The 17,527-nt window shown below is 71.4% G+C and carries 14 protein-coding genes and 1 pseudogene; 9 read left to right on the top strand and 6 right to left on the bottom strand.

Going from position 1 to position 17,527, the window contains the following annotated elements; all coding sequences use genetic code 11:
* Nucleotides 1–5 precede the first annotated feature (5 nt).
* The 3 genes from EF387_RS01745 to EF387_RS01735 all read left to right on the top strand — a co-directional run bounded on the left by EF387_RS01745 (nucleotide 6) and on the right by EF387_RS01735 (nucleotide 2,616).
* The gene (locus tag EF387_RS01745) at nucleotides 6–734 is read left to right on the top strand and encodes a PIG-L deacetylase family protein (RefSeq protein ID WP_128374646.1); all 729 of its coding nucleotides are present in this window, start codon (nucleotides 6–8) and stop codon (nucleotides 732–734) included.
* 148 nt (nucleotides 735–882) lie between these two features.
* Nucleotides 883–1,446 (top strand): hypothetical protein, encoded by a 564-nt coding sequence (locus tag EF387_RS01740; RefSeq protein WP_128374645.1) that lies wholly within the window; start codon nucleotides 883–885, stop codon nucleotides 1,444–1,446.
* 351 nt (nucleotides 1,447–1,797) lie between these two features.
* Complete coding sequence (locus tag EF387_RS01735; protein ID WP_128374644.1) at nucleotides 1,798–2,616, top strand: pentapeptide repeat-containing protein; 819 nt, start codon at nucleotides 1,798–1,800, stop codon at nucleotides 2,614–2,616.
* On the opposite strand, the gene EF387_RS01730 is transcribed toward EF387_RS01735, so the two are convergent.
* Nucleotides 2,578–4,113, bottom strand: a complete 1,536-nt coding sequence (locus tag EF387_RS01730) for a cytochrome P450 (protein WP_128374643.1) — start codon at nucleotides 4,111–4,113, stop codon at nucleotides 2,578–2,580. The two genes, EF387_RS01735 and EF387_RS01730, sit on opposite strands and share 39 nt — an antisense overlap.
* A gap of 119 nt (nucleotides 4,114–4,232) precedes the next feature.
* On the opposite strand from EF387_RS01730, the gene EF387_RS01725 reads away from it, so the two are divergent.
* A complete protein-coding gene (locus tag EF387_RS01725; RefSeq protein ID WP_128374642.1) occupies nucleotides 4,233–4,841 on the top strand; it encodes a TetR/AcrR family transcriptional regulator in 609 nt (202 codons plus the stop codon).
* Nucleotides 4,842–4,950: 109 nt separating this feature from the next.
* Nucleotides 4,951–5,676, top strand: coding sequence for a DUF2470 domain-containing protein (locus EF387_RS01720; protein ID WP_128374641.1), 726 nt, complete (start codon nucleotides 4,951–4,953; stop codon nucleotides 5,674–5,676).
* Here the strand turns inward: EF387_RS01720 and EF387_RS01715 are convergent.
* The 4 genes and pseudogenes from EF387_RS01715 to EF387_RS01700 form a co-directional block, all read right to left on the bottom strand.
* Nucleotides 5,644–6,918: a lactonase family protein gene (locus EF387_RS01715; protein ID WP_238431277.1), complete on the bottom strand. Its 1,275-nt coding sequence runs from the start codon at nucleotides 6,916–6,918 to the stop codon at nucleotides 5,644–5,646. The genes EF387_RS01720 and EF387_RS01715 overlap by 33 nt on opposite strands.
* A 144-nt stretch (nucleotides 6,919–7,062) precedes the next feature.
* Nucleotides 7,063–8,059: pseudogene (locus EF387_RS01710) on the bottom strand (hypothetical protein).
* Nucleotides 8,060–8,088: 29 nt separating this feature from the next.
* A complete protein-coding gene (locus EF387_RS01705; RefSeq protein ID WP_128374640.1) occupies nucleotides 8,089–9,468 on the bottom strand; it encodes an FUSC family protein in 1,380 nt (459 codons plus the stop codon).
* Between the two features lie 58 nt (nucleotides 9,469–9,526).
* Complete coding sequence (locus EF387_RS01700; RefSeq protein ID WP_128374639.1) at nucleotides 9,527–10,024, bottom strand: FBP domain-containing protein; 498 nt, start codon at nucleotides 10,022–10,024, stop codon at nucleotides 9,527–9,529.
* A gap of 250 nt (nucleotides 10,025–10,274) precedes the next feature.
* On the opposite strand from EF387_RS01700, the gene EF387_RS01695 reads away from it, so the two are divergent.
* The 4 genes from EF387_RS01695 to nrfD all read left to right on the top strand — a co-directional run bounded on the left by EF387_RS01695 (nucleotide 10,275) and on the right by nrfD (nucleotide 15,717).
* On the top strand, nucleotides 10,275–10,514 hold the full coding sequence (locus EF387_RS01695) for a hypothetical protein (RefSeq protein WP_128374638.1): 240 nt from the start codon (nucleotides 10,275–10,277) through the stop codon (nucleotides 10,512–10,514).
* A 114-nt stretch (nucleotides 10,515–10,628) separates the two neighbouring features.
* A complete protein-coding gene (gene fdh, locus EF387_RS01690) occupies nucleotides 10,629–13,904 on the top strand; it encodes a formate dehydrogenase (protein WP_128374637.1) in 3,276 nt (1,091 codons plus the stop codon).
* Nucleotides 13,901–14,752: a 4Fe-4S dicluster domain-containing protein gene (locus tag EF387_RS01685; RefSeq protein WP_128374636.1), complete on the top strand. Its 852-nt coding sequence runs from the start codon at nucleotides 13,901–13,903 to the stop codon at nucleotides 14,750–14,752. The genes fdh and EF387_RS01685 overlap by 4 nt, the downstream gene beginning before the upstream one ends.
* Nucleotides 14,749–15,717, top strand: coding sequence for an NrfD/PsrC family molybdoenzyme membrane anchor subunit (nrfD, locus tag EF387_RS01680; protein ID WP_202918111.1), 969 nt, complete (start codon nucleotides 14,749–14,751; stop codon nucleotides 15,715–15,717). Before EF387_RS01685 ends, nrfD begins: the two co-directional genes overlap by 4 nt.
* 395 nt (nucleotides 15,718–16,112) lie before the next feature.
* On the opposite strand, the gene EF387_RS01675 is transcribed toward nrfD, so the two are convergent.
* On the bottom strand, nucleotides 16,113–17,141 hold the full coding sequence (locus EF387_RS01675; protein WP_128374635.1) for an SDR family oxidoreductase: 1,029 nt from the start codon (nucleotides 17,139–17,141) through the stop codon (nucleotides 16,113–16,115).
* Between the last annotated feature and the right edge of the window lie 386 nt (nucleotides 17,142–17,527).

Below are 17,527 nucleotides of genomic sequence, written 5' to 3'. Positions count from 1 at the left end.
CGATCATGACCGAGCCGACACAACTTGAGCCCATGCCCGACGACTGGAAGCGCGCGCTCGCCGTGGTCGCCCACCCGGACGACCTCGAGTACGGCTGCTCGGCCGCCATCGCCGCGTGGACGGACGGAGGCCGAGAGGTCGCCTACGTCCTCGCGACCCGCGGCGAGGCGGGCATCGACACCCTGGATCCCGCGGAGTGCGGGCCGCTGCGGGAACGGGAACAGCGCGCGAGTGCCGCCGTCGTCGGTGTCACCGAGGTGGAGTTCCTGGATCACAAGGACGGGGTGATCGAGTACGGAACGGTGCTCAGGCGGGACATCGCCGCGGCGATCCGCCGGCACCGCCCCGAGCTGGTGATCACCCTCAACCACCGCGACACCTGGGGCGGCGTCGCCTGGAACACACCTGACCACGTGGCCGTCGGCCGCGCCGTCCTGGACGCCGCGGCGGACGCCGGCAACCGCTGGATCTTCCCCGAGCTGGACCTGGAACCCTGGGACGGCGTGCGCTGGGTCGCCGTCGCGGGCTCGGCCACCCCCACCCATGCGGTGGACGCCACCCCGGGCATGGAGCGAGCCGTCCGCTCCCTGCTCGAACACCGCACGTACATAGAGGTGTTGACGGACGAGGACCCGGAGACGTACGTACGCTCCTTCCTCACCTCCTGGGCGGAGACCACCGGCAAGCGCTTCGGCGGCAAACCGGCCGTGTCCTTCGAACTGTTCAGCCGCTGAGCCGTCGGCCGCTGAGCCGTCGGCACGGCGACGAAAACTCTCCGTCCGGTGCAACCGAAGACCTGCCTGGCGTGTCTCAGTTCCCGCAACGCGCGTAAACGCGCCATATGGGCCCAGAGCCCAAGAACGGGGAACCACATTGAGAAACATGACAAGAGTCGCACTGACCAGCCTGATCGGTGCCGGAATGGTCGCGACCGCCGGCGCGGCCGCCCAGGCCGCCCCGGCGACGGAGAACGGATTCAAGCCGGAGCGGACGATCGAGAAGGGCTACGCCCTGTCTTGCACCGGACAGTCCGGAGGCGTCACCGTCACGGTGGACCTCTACCAGAACTCCGCGTTCGGCTCGCACGTCGGCCTGTCGGTCGAGACGCCGGACGGGGAGTACGGCGGTGGTTACGGACCGGAGGACACCACGCTCTTCTCCAACGGGACCATCGCTGCCGAGATCCCGATCAGGAAGCTGGACGACACGGCCGAGCCGGCGGGCGACGCCGTCGTCAGCGGCACCTACGCGGACGCGGGACAGCCGAAGCACGTGCACGAGGTCATCGAGGACCCGGCGGACCACTACGTCATCACCAAGGGAACCAACACCCAGCTGGAGACGGTGGCCACGGTGGATGTGCTCGATGACAGCGTCCCGCTGTCCTGCTCCACCGCGTTCGCGTTCGACCTCACGGTGTTGAGACTGACTCCTGGTCAGGATTGACCCACGGTGGTGCATGACCGGCCACCGGGGCACTGGCGGCCGACACCCTGACACCATCGGCAAACCCCTTGTCCGACGTGGCAGTTGCGGGACCGTGAAGGTGCAGGGCCACGTCACCGGGGGACTGGGACGATGCCGCAGCGGTTGGCCTCGGGAGATCCGCGGCAGGCAGGGCCGTATGTGCTGGCCGTGGGTGGCCATGGCCTACGTGCCGGGGATCACCCTCGCAGAGGCCGTCGCAGATGCCGGTAGGCATGGTGAGGTCTCGCCCAGCCGTCGAGGTATGGGCGCGCCGACGGCCCGCCGGGTATTTCGGTGGGGGACTGAGCAGACGTTCAGTAGCCTCGCATCATGGAACGCCCTCTCGATCTCCAGGCCGACTGTGCCGACTGCTTCGGTCTGTGCTGTGTCGCACTGCCCTTCGCCGCCTCGGCGGACTTCCCGGTCGACAAGGAGGCGGGGCGGCCCTGCCCGAACCTGGGCCCGGACTCCCGTTGCGGCATCCACGCCGAGCTGCGCACGCGGGGCTTCACCGGGTGCACCGTCTACGACTGCTTCGGCGCGGGCCAGAAGGTCTCCCAGGTCACCTTCGGCGGCCGTGACTGGCGCACCGCGCCGAAAGGTGAGGCCCGGCGGATGTTCGAGGTCTTCCCCGTCGTACGTCAGCTCCACGAGCTGCTCTGGTACGTCACCGAGGCGCTGGCCCTGGCCCCGGCCCGCCCCGTCCACCCCGCACTGCGCGCCGCCCGAGCCGAGACCGAGCACCTGACCCGGCTGACCCCCGGGGAACTGGCCGGGCTCGATGTGGCGGCACACCGGCGGAAGATCAACGTCCTGCTGCTGCGGACCAGTGAACTCGTCCGCGGGGGCGGGGGCCGGAAGAAGAAGGACCGGCGCGGGGCCGACCTGATCGGCGCCCGTCTTCGGGGCGCCGATCTCAGGGGGGTCAGTCTGCGCGGCGCCTACCTCATCGCCGCCGATCTGACGGGCGCCGATCTGCGGGGCGCTGACCTCATCGGCGCGGACCTGCGGGACGCCGACCTCACGGACGCCGATCTCACCGGCGCCTTCTTCGTAACGCAGCCGCAGCTCAACGCGGCCAGGGGCGGCCCGGGCACCAGGCTGCCGACGTCACTGACCCGCCCGGTGCACTGGGCAGCGCGCCCCTGAGGTCTCGGAAGGCCCGGTGGCGGGCGTGACGACGGTCCCGGTCCCGGTCCCGGTCTCGGGAGGGCGGTGTGGCGGGGTGCGCCGTTCCAGGCGCAGGGTCAGCCCCTCAGGCATCAGGGTCAGCCGCTCGCCCACCGTCAGCCGGTAGCCGGGGTCGGCCACGAACTCGTACCGGCGCAGCAGCAGACCCAGCACGAGCGTCGCCTCGTGCAGCGCGAACTGGCGCCCGATGCAGGCCCGCGCACCGGTGCCCCAGGGCTTGAAGGCGTGCGATGGCCGGGCACGTACCGCCGCCGCGTCGAAACGGTCCGGGTCGAACACTTCCGGTTCGGGTCCCCAGACCTCCGGGTCCCGGTGGAGCGACGGCGTCAGTACGAGCGTCCACGCGCCCTCGCGCATGGGGTGGGAGCCGAGTGTGGTGTCGATGAGCGCCTCCCGGGCGTAGGCGGGGGCGGTGGGCCACAGCCTCAGCGTCTCGTCGAGGACGCGGCGGACGTACCGCAGCCGGGCGATCTGGTCGTAGCGGGGTTCCTCGTCGGTGCCCCACACGCGGTCCACCTCCGCGCGGGCCCGGGCGGCGATCTCCGGATGCCGGGCGAGGTAGTGCAGCGCGAAGGAGAGCGCTCCGGACGTCGTCTCGTGGCCGGCTATCAGGAAGGTGATGACCTGACGGCGGATGTTCTGGGCCGATAGCCGCTCGCCGGTCTCGGGATGGGCGGTGGCGAGCATCAGCTCCAGCAGGTCGCGTTCCCCACCGCCGTGCCCGCCCGACCGCCGGGCCTCGACGACCTCGTCCACGGTCCGGTTGAGATACGCCAGATCGGTCGCGTTGCGCCGGGCCGCGGCCCGCAGCAGCAGCGGGGCGAGCGGGGTGGGCACCGCGTTGCGGCGCTGCGCGAACTCCAGCGCCCCGATCATCGCGCCCACGAACGGATGCGGCCGGGTTCGGTCGAAGGAGCCGAAATCATGGCCGAAGCCGGTACGGGCGATGGTCTCCAGCGTCAGTTTCGTCATGTCGCCGGGGACATCGACAGCCCGCCCCGCTGTCTGCGCCGCGTCCCAGTGCTCGATGAGCCGGCGCGCGACCGCCAGCATCATGGGGTGGTAGCCCTCCATGGCCTCCCGGGTGAAGCCCGGCGCCAGCAGGTCGTGTGCCAGTCGCCAGTTGGGCTCGTGGTTGTACGCCGTGAACAGCCCGTCCCCGGCGACCGGGCGCAGAGCGGCGATGCCCAGGCCCACGTGCTTGGCGAACCGTGACTCGTCCGACAGCTCCGCCACGAGGGAGGCGCCCCAGACGAAGACGATCTCCTTCTCGAAGGCCTTGCGCCGGAAGATCGGCCCCAGTTCGCGCCCCACGCGCATCGAGTCCTGCAGGGGAGTGCGCAGCCGGGCCCCCAGGGCATCGCCGACCACCGGTATCCGGTGCGGCGGATGCGGAATCCGGTGCAGCTCCGGCCAGCCCAGCTCGGCACTGCGAAACCCCTCGGACCGGGCCATGCCGCATCCCCCTCGATGTACACGGACTCGTTCCGCGTATGCCGGACGCGGACTTGTTGTACACGGATTCAATACCAGTCTTCCCCCGTAGTTGAACTCACGTCAAGTAAGGTGGCGTCATGGGCTCGCAACCCCAGGAGCGCACCCGGCGAAGGCTGAGCACCGAGGAGCGGCGGGAACAACTGCTGTCGGTCGGAGAGCGGCTGTTCTCGGAGAATCCGTACGACGACGTCTGGATCGAGCAGGTCGCCGAGATCGCCGGGGTCTCGCGGGGGCTGCTGTACCACTACTTCCCGACCAAGCGGGAGTTCTTCGCCGCCGTCGTGCAGCGCGAGAGCGAGCGGATGCTGCGGATGACCGAGGCGGTGCCCGGTCTTCCGGTGCGCGATCAGCTGGACTCCGGGCTGGATGTGTTCCTGGCCTACGTCGAGGGGCACGCGCACGGCTTCCGCGCCTTCCACCGGGCGGAGGCGTCGGGTGACCAGGCGGTGCGCAAGGTCTATCACCGGGCCCTGGCCGCGCAGGAGAAACAGATCCTCGCGGTGCTCGCCGCGGACCCGGCCTTCAGCAGCTCACCGGAAGAACTGCCCGAACTGCGGATGGCCGTACGCGGATGGCTGGCGTTCACCACGGCGGTCTGTCTGGAGTGGTTGCGCGGGTCCGGGCTCACGCGGGAACAGGTGCGTGACCTCTGCGCGCGGGCCCTGCTGGGAGCCGTCGGGCGTTAGGCATGGCTTTCACGGCTGTGAATCCGTCTGTGAATCGATCGCCTGATGCGGTTGGCGCGCGCCGCGATCTCCGATAAGTTAGGCAAGGCTTACCTAAGGGAGGTTAGGGATGGGTGTCCATCACACCTGGACGGCCGCGCCCTCCGCGGTCGAACGGGCTCGCTCCGTGCTCGCCGCCGCCTGGTCCTGCGCGGTCACCGCATCGACCGGACGCGAGGAGTTCGTCGGCGCCCACACCGTCGCGGACGACGGCCGGGTGCTGCTGCGCCTGCCCGAGGACAGCGCGCTCTCCACCGCCGCGCTCTGCGCGCCACGCGGGGAGCCCACCGCCGTGGTCGAGTTCGCCGATGTCGCACCCGTGCCCGTACGGTCCCGGATCCGCGCCCGGCTCTGGCTCGCCGGCTGGTTCTCCGTCGAGACCGGACACCTGACGTTCCACGCGACGCGCGTCGTCCTCAAGCAGCCCTCCGGCGCCGTCGTCCTCGACCTCGACGAGTTCGCCACCGCCACACCCGACCCGCTGGCCACCGCCGAGGCCCGGCTGCTGAGCCACCTCGCCGACGCCCACCCCGACGCCGTCGAGCGGCTCACCCGCCTCGTCGAGCACGACAGCCTGCACGGCGCCGTACGCGTCCAGCCGCTCGCCGTCGACCGGCACGGGCTCACCCTGCGCATCGAACGCGCCCGCGGCCACGGCGACGTACGACTGCCCTTCCACCGCCCCGCCGACGACATGGCGCAGCTCACCGAACGCATGCACGTCCTGCTCGCCCAGGCGAGCGCCGCCTCGTGCCCGCGACCGCTACAGCGGCAGCGCACAGACCGCGACCGGTGAGGCGAACGGCTCACCCGCGAGCCGCAGCCGGCCACTCGCCCCGTCGACGTGGAAGACGCTCACCGTCCCCGACTTCTGGTTCGACGCGAGGAGCAGCTTCCCGTCCGGTGACAGCGTGAGGTGCCGCGGCCAGTCGCCCCGCACGGCGACAGTGTCGAGCAGCCGCAGCCGGGCGCCGTCCGCCTCGACGGCGTAGCGCGTCACGCTGTTGTCCCCCCGATTGGCCAGATAGGCGTACGCGCCGTCGGGCGTCACCGCGAACTGCGCGGGATAGCTGGGCTTCACCCTGGTCCCCGTCGGCTGCGGCGCACCGAGTTCGAGCCGCCCGCTGTCCGGGTCGTACGCGGCGACCGTCACCGTGTTGCCCACCTCGTTGGCCACGTAGCCGAACCTTCCCCGGGGGTGGAAGGTGAGCTGCCGGGGCCCGGAACCCGCCGCGGCCCGCGCCCGTGAGACCGGTCGCAGCGTGCCCCGCCGTTCGTCGAGCCGGTAGGTGTAGACGGTGTCGGTGCCCAGGTCGACGGCGAGCACATGCCCCCCGTCCGGGCTGGTGATGATCTGATGGGCATGCGGCCCGTCCTGCCCCGGACCGGGCGCCGGACGGGAATGCGTCACCAAATCCGTGCGCTCCCCGAGGGCGCCCGAATCCTCGATCGGATGGACGGCGACGCTCCCGGACCCGTAGTTGGCGCTCAGCAGCCAACGCCCACTCGGATGCACGGACAGATGACAGGGCGCGCCACCCCCCGTGGACCGGCTCCCCAGCACCTCGTCCGACCCGAGCCGCACGGCGGTCACCGCTCCCGCCTCGCGCTCGTTCACGGCGTACAGGGTGTGCCCCGACGGATGCACGGCGAGGAACGAGGGGTCGCCGACGCCACCGATGGTGCCCCGGCCCTTGATCGTGCCGGACGCCGGATCGTAGGTGGCCCTCGCAATGCCGCGGCCGCCGCCGTCCGCGGAGGTGTACGTACCGAGGTAGAGGTCCCGGGGGCCGCTCGGCGAACCGCTCGGGGCCCCGGTGGCGGGGGCCTCGGTCACCGGTGCGTCGGTGACCGGGGCCTCGCTCCCGGAAGCACGGTCGGGTACGTCCGCGGACCCGTCCCCGGACCCGGCACAGTCCGGCAGTACGGCGCCGAGGGCCATCGCCCCGACGAACCCGCGCCGACTGAGCCCACCCCGGCCCGCCGTCCGTTCCGCACCACAACGCATACACGCACCCCGGTCGTCCTCGCCTGCCATGGACGGCCACCTTGACGCGCGATCAGGGGGCGACGCAAACCGCGTGATCAGTGGGCGACGCGAACCGCGTGATCAGTGGGCGACGCGAACCGCGTGATCAGTGGGCGACGCAAACCGCGTGTGCCGGCCGCGCCCGGCGGGGGATTACCAGTCCCCGTCCGCCACGGGCTTCCCCGCCGCGTCCCCGAGCGGCTTCACCTGCCCCGCCGCCGGCTCCACCCAGGGTTCGTGGTCGTCGCCGATCCAGTCCCCGACCGGCTTGACCGCTCCCAGCTCGTCCGTCGGGGCGAGATCCCGGGCGTCCTCGTCGTAGTAGTCGAACCACGGCAGCCCGGCCGCCGTGTACGCGGCGCGGTCCACGGGCGAGGGCGGCGCCGGCTCACCCGTGATGCGCCGCCACTCCGGCGGCGTCACCAGATGCACGAAGACCCGGCCCGTCGGCTCCATGGACCAGTCCTTGAGCGGCCGGTCGTCCTTGTACACCTCCTGCCGCATGGACCCGCCGACCCCCAGCCCCATCGCGGCGGCGGCCCGCTGCCGAGGCGGCCCTCCGGCCGGCGCGGCCACGGGCATCGGGGCCCCTCCCGGCGCGGGCGGCGGAGCCATCGAAGGCGGCGCGGCGGGCATTGCCCCCCCAAAGCCAGGTCCGCCCAACCCGCCCGCCGCCCCAGACCTCTTCGCCGGTGACCTGTCCCTCGACCGTGGCGCCCAGTCCGAGCGGAACCGCCACGAACTGACGGACCGTGCCCCGCCCCGAGTTGATCCCGTCCAGCCACGGCTGACGGGGGAGCACCAGGTAGTTCTGCGGCTTCCGGGACAGCCGGGAACTCCACGGCTTGCCCGACACCGCGCACACCTTGCCCACACCCACCTGCAGCGCGGCCGGTTCCGACGTACCGGCGAAGCTCAGCCACATCGCCTCGCGCAGATAGACCGGCAGCATCACCCCACCACGCGCCCGCCACTCCTCCGGCACCGTGTCCGGGTAGTCCTCGACCCGACGCACCGGGAACTCGCCGAGTCCCGGTGGCAGCGGGTGCGTACCGCTCTCCGGCAGCCTCAGCGTCCGGATGAAGCGCACCTGCACCCCGCCGGGCAGCCGCAGGGCGTTCCCGTCGATCCGCACGGTTTCCTCGGCCATTTCGCGGCTCCCCCTTTGGTCGTTCGTCGTCACATAGAACGTTCCGAGCCATCAAGCCGGTTCCGCGAGTTCCGCCGGTTCCGCGGGTTCCGCGGGTTCCGCGGGTTCCGCGGGTTCCGCGGGTTCCGCGGGTTCCGCGGATTCCGCGGGTTCCGCGGATTCCGCCGGTTTCGCGGGCTCTGCGGGTTTCGCGGGCTCTGCGGGGTCCGTCGGTTCCGCGGCCTCCTCCGGAGGAGCGAGCCGCGGTCGTGCTGTTCGCGGGTGCAGCGGTCCAGTTCCTCGAGCAGCCGCCGTGAGCGGTGCTCCGTGTCGAGCTCGTCCAGGATGCGGTTGACCTCGGTCAGGACCGCGCCGTGCAGTTGCCAGTGACGGGCGTCCCGCCGTGTGTCGTCGAACAGCAGCCGGGCCAGCTTGTCGCGGGTGGCGTTGGCCGTGTTGAGCTCCGCGGTCAGCCGGGCCTCCGCGGACTCGGCGCTGTGGCTGACATCGGTGGTGACCAGGACGGCGAAGCTGACGACGGCGTCGGCGATCTCGGACAGCAACTGCTCCAGGGCCGCCCCGGTCTCGGCTCGGAACAGCGGCTCGGGGTCGCGCTGTTTCGCCAGATCGGCCAGGGAGCGGGCGATCACCCGCAGGACGACCGTGCAGATCTCCAGGGTGTCGAGGCCGGTACGCAGGACGATGCGGTGCAGCAGACCGTCACGGACCCGGGGATTGAGCCTCAGGCTGTCCTCGGCCTGCCGCAGGGACGCGTCCACCCGCACGATCTCGTGATCCAGCAGGCGCGCCTCGTACAGGCGGGCCGTGGCCTGCGCCAGGGGAATGCGTCCGGCGGCCTCCTCGCCGACGCGCAGCATCAGTTGCCGCATCCGGCGCGCCAGTTCCTCGATGGACTGGCCGGCCGCGCCGACCCATACCGGCGGCGCGAACAGCAGATTGAAGCCGAGGCCGACCACGGCGCCGATCAACGTCTCCAGCACACGAGCCCAGGCGGTGTCCCCGACCCGGGTGACGCCGAGCACCAGCATGGCGCTGATCGCCACCTCGGGTACGAACTCGCTGACCCGCACCAGATGCCCGAGGGCCAGCGAGGCAAGGATGAGAAGCGCCAGGCTCCACCAGGTCAGGCCCACCAGGACGCTGAAGCCGATGGCGAGGACCACCCCGGCGACCACGGAGTTCACCCGGCGGATGCCGGTGGTGAGCGTCGAGTAGAGGGTGACCTGCACGACCAGGAGTGCGGTGAGGGGAGCGGTCAGCGGTGCGGGCCCCGGACTGAGCCGCAGCGCGATCACATACGCGATCGTCGCGGCCACCGCCGACCGGACGGACTGGACGACGACGGGTTCGTCGCGGAACTTCACAAATCGCGCGTTGGCATCGCTCCACGCGCCACGTAACACTCGCATCCCTGGGCGTGTCCCCCCTCCCCGGACGCGTTGAACGTCCGGGTTGGCCACCGGGCGCTCAGGTGCGGAGCTTGTCGAGGAAGGAGGAAAGGTTGCGGACCGTCCGCGTGATCTGCTCCTCCAGCGTGAGACTCTCCTCGAACCGGCCTCCGACCTTGGGGACACTCTTCCCGCGGACGTAGAGGGAACAGGCGAGGTCGGTGCACATGTAGACGCCGACGGAGTTGCCCTCGCGCCCGGCCGCGCCGGCCTTGCGGGCCGTCATCAGCGAGACGCCGCTGCCCGGATGGGTCGTCAGGCACAGCGAACACATGCTGCGGTGCAGCAGCCCCCGCCGTGAGGACGGGAAGCGCAGCGCCACGCCCACGAGCCCGCCGTCGTCCTGCTCGGTGACGAGATAGCTGCGATCGAGCGCCCCGGGATCGCGCCAGCCGAGGAAGTCCAGGTCGTCCCAGGGGCGTTCGGCCAGATCGCGAGGGATCGCCAGTCGTTTGGCCTCTCCCTTGGAGCAGTTGATGAACGAGCCGCGGATGTCCTGCTCGGTGAGGGGTCGCACGGGGTCTCCTGAAAACTGTTGGCGTGCACAACCTAGGGCTCCTAGGTTTTTACCGAATGTACATAGTGGGGGACCGGCAGGACCAATGGTTTTACCGATCGGTGCCGTCGCTCCCGCTGGCCGCGCCCCCGAGGTTTCACCGATCCCGCCCGAGGTACCCGCGGCCTGGCCCGGACGGGAGGACCGGCGGTGCGTTCGCGCGCGCGGGTGACCTGCGGAAGGATGAAGACGGACTAAGGAGGGAACGGCCGTGAACGATCACCGGCTGGAGGGTCCCGGCGAGCATCCGGACCCGGTCCCCCGGGACCTGCCCGACCAGCAGACCGACGCCGGGGAGGACCCCTGGGAGGTTTCTCCCGCCGAGACCGCGGCCGGTATCGACGAGGACGTCCCCGACACCGACGAGGCGGGCTCCGGCAAGCAGGGAACAGCACCCCGCACCGGCACCGTCCACCCCGAGCACCCGGGGCCGGAGGAGTCCCCCGACTGATCCGGCACGTGTGCCGCATAACAACCGGTGAGTGAGCCGCAGGGGCGCGTTCGACGTCTCGGTACCGACACCGCGCCCGGTCGGCGAACCGCCTCACAAGAGGGAGACACAGACGTGGGTCTGGCCGACCGGGTCCGCCGCTGGCCCGTCTACCGACAGCTGACCGGAAGCGACCCCTCGGGCCGCGCCAGTGCCGCCACCTCACGGCACACGGAGCAACTGCGCCCCCGCACCGACACCGCCGACAGGGTGACGTCGTCCATCTGCCCGTACTGCGCGGTCGGCTGTGGACAGCAGGTGTACGTCAAGAACGACAAGGTCGTCCAGATCGAGGGCGACCCGGCCTCGCCGGTCAGCAGGGGCCGCCTGTGCCCGAAGGGCTCGGCGACGCTGCAGCTCACCACCGGACCGGCCCGCCGCCACCAGGTCCTCTACCGGCGCCCCCACGGCACGGACTGGGAGCCGCTCGACCTGGACACGGCCATGGACATGGTCGCCGACCGGGTGATCGAGACCCGGCGCAGGACCTGGGAGTGGGAGCGGGACGGGCTGCGCACGGCCCGTACCCTCGGTATCGCCAGTCTCGGCGGCGCCACCCTCGACAACGAGGAGAACTACCTGATCAAGAAGCTGCTGACGGGGCTCGGCGTGGTCCAGGTGGAGAACCAGGCCCGGGTCTGCCACAGCGCCAGCGTCGTCGGCCTCGGCACGTCCTTCGGCCGCGGCGGCGCCACCACGTTCATGCAGGACCTTCAGCACTCCGACTGCATCGTCATCCAGGGGTCCAACTACGCCGAGTGCCACCCGGTCGGCTTCCAGTGGGTGATGGAGGCCAAGGCACGGGGCGCCCGGATTATCCACGTCGACCCCCGTTTCACCCGCACCAGCGCCCTCGCCGACCTGTACGTCCCCATCCGCGCGGGCACCGACATCGCCTTCCTCGGCGGGATCATCAACCACGTCCTGACGAACGAGAAGGACTTCCGCGAGTACGTGCTGAAGTACACCAACGCCGCCACCCTCGTCAGCGAGCACTTCCGGGACACCGAGGACCTCGACGGCGTCTTCTCCGGACTCGACGAGGAACAGCGCCACTACGACCCGGTCAGCTGGCAGTACGAGGGCGCCGAGGTGCAGCAGCCCACCGGCGATCCGGACGAGCGGTACGAGCGCCGGGTGGAGGACCAGGCCGACGTCAACCGGCGGACGAAGGGGTCGGGCATGGCCGAGACCCATGGCTCCGGCGGCGCCCGCGCACCCCGCGCCCCCGCCCGCGACGAGACCCTGCAACACCCGCGCTGCGTCTACCAGGTCCTCAGGCGCCACTACTCCCGCTACACACCCGAGAAGGTCGAGGAGATCTGCGGCATCCCGCAGGACACCTTCCTGCGCGTCTGCGAGGACCTGACCGAGAACTCCGGCCCTGACCGCACCAGCGCCTTCGCCTACGCGGTCGGCTGGACGCAGCACTCCACGGGCTCCCAGTTCATCCGCGCAGCGAGCGTCCTCCAACTGCTGCTCGGCAACATCGGCCGACCCGGCGGCGGCATCCAGGCGCTGCGCGGCCACGCCTCCATCCAGGGCTCCAGCGACATCCCCACCCTGTACAACCTGCTGCCCGGCTATCTCCCGATGCCGCACGCCCACGCGCACGAGGACCTCGACTCCTTCATCACGGCAGGCCGTACGGAGAAGGGTTTCTGGGGCAACATGCGCGCCTACTTCGTCAGCCTGCTCAAGGCCTACTACGGCGACGCGGCCACCCCCGAGAACGACTTCTGCTTCGACCACCTGCCGCGCCTGACCGGCTCCCACGCCCACTACGAAACGGTGCTGGCCCAGCTCGACGGCGTCTGCAAGGGCTACTTCCTGATGGGGGAGAACCCGGCCGTCGGCTCCGCCGACACCCGTCTGCAACGCCTCGGCATGGCCAACCTCGACTGGCTGGTCGTCCGCGACTTCTCCCTCATCGAGTCGGCGACCTGGTGGAAGGACGGACCCGAGATCGACACGGGCGAATTGCGCACCGAGGACATCGGCACCGAGGTGTTCTTCTTCCCGGCCGCCGCGCACACCGAGAAGTCCGGCTCCTTCACCAACACCAACCGCTGGGTGCAGTGGCACTACGCGGCCGTCGAACCCGAGGGCGATGCCCGCAGCGACCTGTGGTTCATGTACCACCTGGGCCGGCGCATCAAGGCGAAGCTGGCGGCCTCCACCGACCCGATGGACCGCCCCGTCCAGGACCTGGCCTGGAACTACCCGGTCAGCGGACCGCTCGCGGAACCCGTCGCGGACGCCGTGCTCGCCGAGATCAACGGCCACGGCCCGGACGGCGGCCCGCTCAGCGGCTCGACCCAGCTCAAGGACGACGGCTCCACGCGGTGCGGCTGCTGGATCTACTGCGGGATCTACGCCGACGGCGTCAACCAGGCCGCCCGCAAGAAACCACAGTGGGAGCAGGACTGGGTGGCCTCCGAGTGGGCCTGGGCCTGGCCCGCCAACCGCCGCATCCTCTACAACCGGGCCTCCGCGGCACCCGACGGCACCCCCTGGAGCCCCCGCAAGGCCTACGTCTGGTGGGAACCGGAACAGGGGAAGTGGACGGGCCACGACGTCCCCGACTTCGTGGCGGACCGCGCCCCCGACTTCGTACCCCCCGAGGACGCCGAAGGCCCCGACGCGCTGCGCGGCGACGACCCGTTCATCATGCAGGCCGACGGCAAGGGCTGGCTGTACGCACCGGCCGGCCTGGAGGACGGTCCGCTGCCCACGCACTACGAGCCGCAGGATTCGCCGTTCGTCAACGCCCTGTACCCGTCCACGCCACGCTCGCCGGTACGGCAGTTGCTGCCGCGCGAGGGCAACCGCTACCACCCGAGCGGCGACGAGAAGGGCGCGGACATCTACCCGTACGTGGTGACGACGTACCGGCTGACGGAGCACTTCACCGCGGGTGGCATGAGCCGCTGGTCGGAGTACCTGTCCGAGTTGCAGCCGGAGTTCTTCTGCGAAATCTCCCCGGAGCTCGCCGGCGAGCGCGGTCTCACGCACGGCGGCTGGGCCACCATCATCACCGCCCGGGGTGCCGTCGAGGCGCGGGTGCTGATCACCGACCGGATCCCGCCGCTGCACGTGCAGGGGCGCGTCCTGCACCAGATCGGCCTGCCGTACCACTGGGGCCCCAACGGTCTGGCCACCGGCGACGCGGCCAACGAGCTGGTCGCCATCGCGCTCGACCCCAACGCCCACATCCAGGAGGACAAGGCGTTCACCGCCGACATCCGGCCCGGCCGCCGTCCCCGCGGCCCCGCCCTGCCCCGGCTGGTCGCCGAGTACCGCAGGCGTGCCGGCATCACCGAGACGACGGGAACGGAGGCCCGGACATGAGCGAGGACCGCGCGGCGACCGCCGAGGAGCGCGTCGGGTTCTTCACCGACACGTCCGTGTGCATCGGCTGCAAGGCCTGCGAGGTGGCCTGCAAGGAGTGGAACGCCATACCGGAGGACGGGCTCGAACTCACCGGCATGTCCTACGACAACACGGGCGACCTCGGCGCGTCCACCTGGCGGCACGTGGCCTTCATCGAACAGCCCAGGGCCGACGGGCGCACCCAACTCCCCCTTCTGGAAGGGCAGTCGGCAAAGACCCCCGACGGTGAGATGCGCTGGCTGATGTCCTCCGACGTGTGCAAGCATTGCACCCACGCGGCCTGCCTGGACGTCTGCCCCACGGGCTCCCTCTTCCGCACGGAGTTCGGCACGGTCGTCGTCCAGGAGGACATCTGCAACGGCTGCGGCTACTGCGTGCCCGCCTGCCCCTACGGGGTCATCGAGCAACGCCCCGTCGACGGACGGGCGTTCAAGTGCACCATGTGCTACGACCGGCTCGGCGCCGGACAGGAACCCGCCTGCGCCAAGGCCTGCCCCACCGACTCCATCCAGTTCGGCCCCCTCGACGAACTCCGTGAGCGGGCCGCGCTCCGCGTCGACCAGCTGCGGGAAGGCGGCGTCACCGAGGCCCGGTTGTACGGCGAGGACCCCGACGACGGGGTCGGCGGCGACGGAGCCTTCTTCCTCCTCCTGGACGAGCCCGAGGTGTACGGACTGCCACCGGACCCGGTCGTGACCACCCGCGACCTGCCCACGATGTGGAAGCACGCCGGGGCGGCCGCCCTCTCCCTCGTGGGCGGCATCGCGCTCGCGTTCGCGGCAGCGGCCGGAAGGGGGCGGGCATGACCAGCGCCGGCAGCTCCACCCCCCGCAGGCACGGGCGCCGTGGCCGCCGCGGGGAACAACTGATGGTGCCGCGCGCGGAGTTCGACTCGTACTACGGCCGTCCCGTCATCAAGGCACCCTCCTGGGAGCCGCGGGACATCGCCGGGTACTTCTTCCTCGGCGGGCTGGCCGGAGCCGGCTCGGTCCTGGCGGCGGGCGCCCACGCCACCGGCCGCTCGACGACCGCCACGGCGATGAAGATCTCCTCCCTCACCGCCGTCTCGCTCTCCGCCGCCGCGCTCATCCACGACCTCGGCCGCCCTGACCGTTTCGTGAACATGCTCCGGGTATTCAAGCCCACCTCGCCGATGAGCGTGGGCTCCTGGCTGCTGTCCCTGTACGGGCCGGCGGCGGGGGCGGCCGCGGCGAGCGCCGTGACCGGGCGGCTGCCGCGTCTCGGCGCCACCGCGACCGGGGCCGCGGCGCTGCTGGGTCCGGCCGTCGCCTCGTACACGGCGGTGCTCGCGGCGGACACCGCGGTACCCGCCTGGCACGACGCCCATCGTGAGCTGCCGTACCTCTTCACCGCCTCGGCGACAGCGGCCGCGTCCGGGATGGCACTCGTCCTCGGCCCCCGGTCCGAGAACTCTCCCGCACGCCACGCCGCCGCCGTGGCCGCGGTCGGTGAGATCGCCGCGCACCGGGCTCTCGAGCGGCGGCTGGGCCTGGTGGGGGAGACCTACCGGGACGGCCGCGCGGGCACCCTTCTGCGCGCGGCCCGCGCTCTCACCTTCGGCGGGGCGCTCGGCGCGACCCTCCTCGGGGGCCGCCATCGTGCCGCGGCCGCCGCGTCCGGCCTGGCCCTGCTCGCCGGCTCCGCCTTCACCCGCTTCGGTGTCTTCGCCGCGGGGATCGCCTCGGCGGAAGACCCGAAGTACACGGTGCGGCCACAGCGGGAGCGGCTCGAAGAGCGCCGGCGAACCTAGGCCGTGTCGTCAAATTCCCGTCGTCCGCCCGGAGGGTGGGCCGCGCGGCGTCATGGGGGTCCCCCCCCCGACGACAGGGCCTAGCGCCCCGGCAGGCAACGTTCGCCCCGTCGCGACGCCCGGCACGCTCGGCAGCTGCCTCAAGGGCGTGTGAGTGCCTCTAGGACGTGGGCGTGCCTCAAAGGCATGAGAGATACCCCCCGCGAACGCTGCCTGCCGGGCACCGGACCCGGTAGGCGAACGCCCGGGCAACGCCCGACGGCGAGTGTGCGCGGTCACCGCCTGGCGTGAGTCACCGCCTGGGGCGGGTCACCGCATGGCGTGAGTCACCGCCTGGGGCGGGTCACCGCATGGCGTGGGTTACCCACGGCCTGCGGTCACCCGAGGGCCTGTGGTCACCCCACCTTCCGCCCCCTCAAGGGCTCGGTCTCCGCACCGGCCCCCTGCCGCATCCCCTGCAGGAACTCCTCCACCACCTCGACCGCCGTCCTCTCCGGATGCCACCCGAGCTCCGCCTGCGCGCGCGTGCAGTCCATCAACGGCAGCCTGAGGACCGCGTCGAAGAGATCCGGGGACGCGGGCAGCAGATGCAGCCCCCACGCCGCCGCGATCGCCGAGCGGGCCGCCCTCGGCGGCATGCGCACCGGCCGTGCGCCCAGCATCTCGCCCAGGACGGAGGCGTCCAGGGGCGGCTCGGCCGCCAGGTTGAAGGCCCCACGCACATCGGCCGTCAGCGCCGCCCGGTACGCCCGCGCCGCGTCGTCCGTGTGCAGGGCCTGCACCCGCAGTCCGGGAATGTCCGGCAGGAACGGCAGCAGCTCCGGACGCGCCAGCGGCCCGGGCAGGAACCGCCCGCCGAAGATCCGCCGCTGCTCACTCGCCGACTCCTTCTTGAACAGGAAGGCGGGCCGTATGCGCACCACCCGGATCTCCGGATGTGCCTGCTCGAACGAGTCCAGCGCGCGTTCCAGATATGCCTTCTCCCGGCAGTACGCGGCCCCGGGCCACCCGTGGGTGGGCCAGGACTCGTCCACCGCCCGGTCCTTGGGCCCCGGTGAGTAGGCGCCGACCGACGAGGCGTGCACCAGGGTCGGCACATTCGCCGCAGCGATCGCCTCGAAGACCCTGATGCTGCCCAGCACATTGGTGCGCCAGGTCACGGCCGGGTCATGGGTGGGCTGGAAGGCCCAGGCCAGATGGACGACGGCAGTGGCGCCCGCGAACTCCTCCGCGAGGTCCGCGTCCTCGGACGACAGGTCCACGCCCGTCCAGGCGGTCTTCGGGGGGAACCACTCCGGAATCCGGCGTGCCATCCCGAGCACGGAGCCGACCTCCGGGTCCTCGGAGAGCTGCCGCACCAGACTGGTGCCCACATTGCCCGTGGCACCGGTGATCACGATCCTGCTGCCGTTCTCGCTGGTCATCGTCGGCTCCCTTCGCAAGGCTGCGGCCCGCCACGAGTACCCGGCTCAGGGGCGCGCAAGCCGGCACCCGTGGTCTCGCGTGCCGCTGTTCGCCCGGGAAGGCCCGGGCCCTCGGCAAGGGAAGGAAAAGGCCCCGACCGGACGGGGGAATCACGGTCGGGGCCGACTGCGGGTGGGCCACGGATGGCGGTCGCCTCGCGGCGATGCGCTCCACAGGGCTTCAGTCGAACGATCGTCCCTGTGGGCGGGTGATGAGGCCCGGGGACTCCGTCCCATCCGCACCCACGGTTGGTTTAACGGGAAATTACCAGTGGGTGTTCCCGCCTCCTCATACCGCCACGGTGATGTGTGTCACGGCGTGTCATGGCGCGCCCGGGACCGATGAG

Source organism: Streptomyces cavernae (assembly GCF_004023625.1).
Classification (GTDB): Bacteria; Actinomycetota; Actinomycetes; order Streptomycetales; family Streptomycetaceae; genus Streptomyces; species Streptomyces cavernae.
This window is presented reverse-complemented; position numbering and strand designations above follow the sequence as displayed.